The 3285-nt window shown below is 70.1% G+C and carries 2 protein-coding genes and 1 pseudogene; 1 reads left to right on the forward strand and 2 read right to left on the reverse strand.

The genetic code is table 11. The features are described from left to right. A pseudogene (locus tag ACOJSN_RS13880) lies at positions 1 to 360 on the forward strand (hypothetical protein); the annotation flags it as partial. Between the two features lie 127 nt (positions 361 to 487). Here ACOJSN_RS13880 and ACOJSN_RS13885 read toward each other — a convergent pair. Then, positions 488 to 1843 carry an NtaA/DmoA family FMN-dependent monooxygenase gene (locus ACOJSN_RS13885; protein WP_420113093.1) on the reverse strand — a complete coding sequence of 452 codons (1356 nt, stop codon included), beginning with the start codon at positions 1841 to 1843 and terminating at the stop codon, positions 488 to 490. Continuing rightward, a complete protein-coding gene (locus ACOJSN_RS13890) occupies positions 1840 to 3021 on the reverse strand; it encodes an LLM class flavin-dependent oxidoreductase (RefSeq protein WP_420113094.1) in 1182 nt (393 codons plus the stop codon). The genes ACOJSN_RS13885 and ACOJSN_RS13890 overlap by 4 nt, the downstream gene beginning before the upstream one ends. Positions 3022 to 3285 lie beyond the last annotated feature (264 nt).

Raw genomic sequence — 3285 nt, forward strand, 5'->3', positions numbered from 1 at the left:
AACACCCACCGGCTCTGCCGCAAGCACCACCGCGCCAAGGACAAGGGCGACTGGCACGTGGTCACCCCGACCATCGGAACCTGGATCTGGACCTCACCCGCCGGAGCGGTCTACCTCGTCACCAACGGCACCACCACCCAGCTCAACGGCATCACCCGCCACACCAGCGAGGCCGGGCAGAGGAACCGCGACGATCGCACAGGTCAGGACGCGACCCCGAACGCCCCGCACCAGCCGCGTTCCGACGTCCCCACCACGGTCAAGGAAGCCTGGACACCACCCTGGGACCCCTGGCACGACCCCGAACCCCTCACCCAAGACGAACACGACCACACCTACGGACTCCTCAACCTGGGGTGAGGTCAGCGACATCGCGCGTCCGCCCGTGGTCGCACCAGCTCACGCCGGTCGGGGCCACGGGAGAGACGGGTGCCGACGCTCCGTGGCTGCCGGCGCTCCGAGGCAGATGGTGCTCCAGGGCAGATGGTCAGTTGTGGGGGACCTCGACAAGCGGGCTGACGAACGGGGCGACGCCGTCGCGCACGATCGGGGCGATCGGCGGTAGCCCGAGGTTGTCTCGGAAGGTCGCTCCGGGCTCGTACTCGCTACGCAGCACACCGCGCTCCTGCAGGATCGGCACGACGCTCTCCACGAAGTCGTCCAGGCCCACCGGGACGACCGGAGAGCCGATGATGAACCCGTCGGACACGCGGGACTGTACGGCGTCGTCGATCTGCTCGGCGACCTGGCTGGCCGTGCCCACGAAGCGCTGCCGGGACTGCTTGGCGATGATCAGCTCGCGCACCGACAGCTTCTTCTCCTGCGCGAACGCGTACCACTCACGGGCGCGCGCGAGAGGGTCGCCGGTGGTGCGGGTCTTGCCGAGCGTGATGTCCTGCTCGACCTTGCTCGGGTCGGGCTCGGGCACCGGCCCGGTGGGGTCAACATCGGACAGGTCCTGCAGCCACACCTGCTCCAGCAGCACCAGCGCTGTCTGCGGGCTGACCTGGGCGCGGGTCACCTCGCGTGCCTTCTGCTCTGCCTCGGCCTGACTGTCCCCGAGCACGAAGCTGGCGCCCGGCAACACCTTGAGGGTGTCCGGGTCGCGGCCGGCGCGTTCGGCGCGCGACCGCACATCGGCCGTGAAGGCGCGCCCCTCGTCTGGCTGGGAGTACGGCGAGAAGATCACGTCCACCGAGCGGGCAGCGAAGTCACGCCCCTCGTCGCTGACACCCGCCTGGACCAGCACCGGGTGCGGCAGCGACCCCAGGCGCAGCGGGAACCTACCGGCGATGTCGACGTGCTTGCCCGCGTGCGTGAAGGATCCGTCCCCGTCGCCCGACCAGCTGTCGAGGAGCTCGAGCACCGTGCGTGTGACCTCGGCAGCGCGCTCGTACCGCTCCTCGCGTGCCAGGTACCCACCGCGGCGGAAGTTGCCACCGTGGAAGGCGTCGGAGCTCGTGACGATGTTCCATCCGATCCGACCGCCCGACAGCAGCGCGTGCGAGGCCAGCTTGCGAGCCAGCTCATACGGCTCGTTGAAGGTCGAGTTGATCGTGGACAGGAAGCTGAGGTGCTCGGTGATGCCCGCGAGCGCTGCCTGCTGCGTGAGGATGTCCGGCCGGCCGGCGATGTCCAACTCGTAGATGCTGCCCTTGTGCTCGCGCACCCGCAGCCCCTCGGCCTGGAACAGGAAGTCGAACCGACCGCGCTCGGCCGCTTGTGCGAGGTGCACGAACGAGGAGAAGTCGATCTGGCTTCCGGACCGGGGATCCGACCAGATCGTGTGGTGGTTGACCCCGGGAAAGCTCGCCCCAAGGATGACGTGCCGCTTGTCGTTCATCGTGCACCTGCCAGGGTCTCGTCGTTGCGGGCGTATCGGCTCGGTGGTCGTGGCAGCCCGAAGGCGCCGCGCAGCCCGTCGGCGGTGCCGCTGCCATGGACCCCGCGGCTCTCCAGCAGCGGCAGGAGCCCGTGGGCGAGAACAGTCACGTCATGCGCGTTCTCCGCCGGACGCAGCCGAACGCCGTCGGCACCTTCGTCGCGCAGCTGCGCGATGCGATCGGCGACCTGCTCGGCCGACCCGACCACCACCTCGGCATCCGAGGCGACAGGGGCTCGGTGCTGCAGCGAGGCATAGCGGTCGGCGGCATCGGCACCGACTGCAACCAGCAGGTCGGCGACCACCCGTAGCGGCGGCGCCGCGCGCTCCTCGGCACGCTCGAGCTCTCGGATCTCGGCGAGAATCCCGCTCAGCGGGTTGCCCGGTCCGGGAGTCACGAACACCACATCGGCCCCGCGCACCGCCAGCCGATACGGCACTGTGGCGTGCGCGAGCGCAGCCACCAGGACCTGCCCGCTCGGCGAGCGCGGCACGATCGAGGGTCCGGCGACCGAGAACCACGGGGTCTGCGCATCGACGTGGTGCAGCTTGCCGCCGTCCAGGAACCGGCCGGTCGCGGCGTCGCGGATCTCTGCGTCGTCCTCCCAGGAGTCCCAGAGCGCCCGGGCCGTCGCGATGACCGCCGCCGCCTCGTCGAAGAGATCCACGAGGGCCGTCTCGTCGATCTCGCCGTCGGCGAGTGCAGGACGGCGGCCCTCGCCGAGGGCGGTCAGCCTCAACTCCTCGGGTCCGGCACTCACCCGCACCTGCCAACCGGCACGGCCCCGGGTCGCGAAGTCGAGCGTCTGGAGCCGAGTGGCGAGGTGATAGGGCTCGGTGAGGGTCGTCGTCGCCGTGGGGATCAAGCCGATCCGTTCGGTGCGGCCCGCAAGGAACGCCGCGACCGTGTGCGCGTCGAGCCGCCCCGCCGCTCCGGCGGCCTCGGCGCGCCAATCCGGCGACCATCCAGAGAACGTGTCCTCGATCGTCACGTAATCGACGCCGGCCTGCTCCAGCGTGGCCACCGACCCGCTCCAGTAGTCCAGCGTCCCTGGTGCGGCTGGATCCTCCGCGCGCGCCGACGGGTGCCAGCCGACGCCGTCGAGCGCCACGCCGACTGTGAACCGTTCCGTACTCATGCTCGCCTCCACACGGCGAGCGGCTCGGTCGGGTTCTCCGACGGCGCATCTCGCCTCGATGTTCCTGGCGAGTCTGATCCCGATAGCGCCACCTGCAGCCGGCTTGTGCAGTCCGGCTCACATACTGGACTATTTTGATCCGTTATTGGGAGCCAGGTGACTCCCGATCGAGGAACGCGTCGATCTCGGCCGTGGTCGGAGCGGTGTCCGGACCGCGGCGCGTCACCTTGATCGCGCCGGCCGCGTTGGCACGAGTCGCGGCGT

Origin of the sequence: Pseudactinotalea sp. (genome assembly GCF_048594945.1) — a bacterium.
Taxonomy (GTDB): domain Bacteria; phylum Actinomycetota; class Actinomycetes; order Actinomycetales; family Beutenbergiaceae; genus Pseudactinotalea.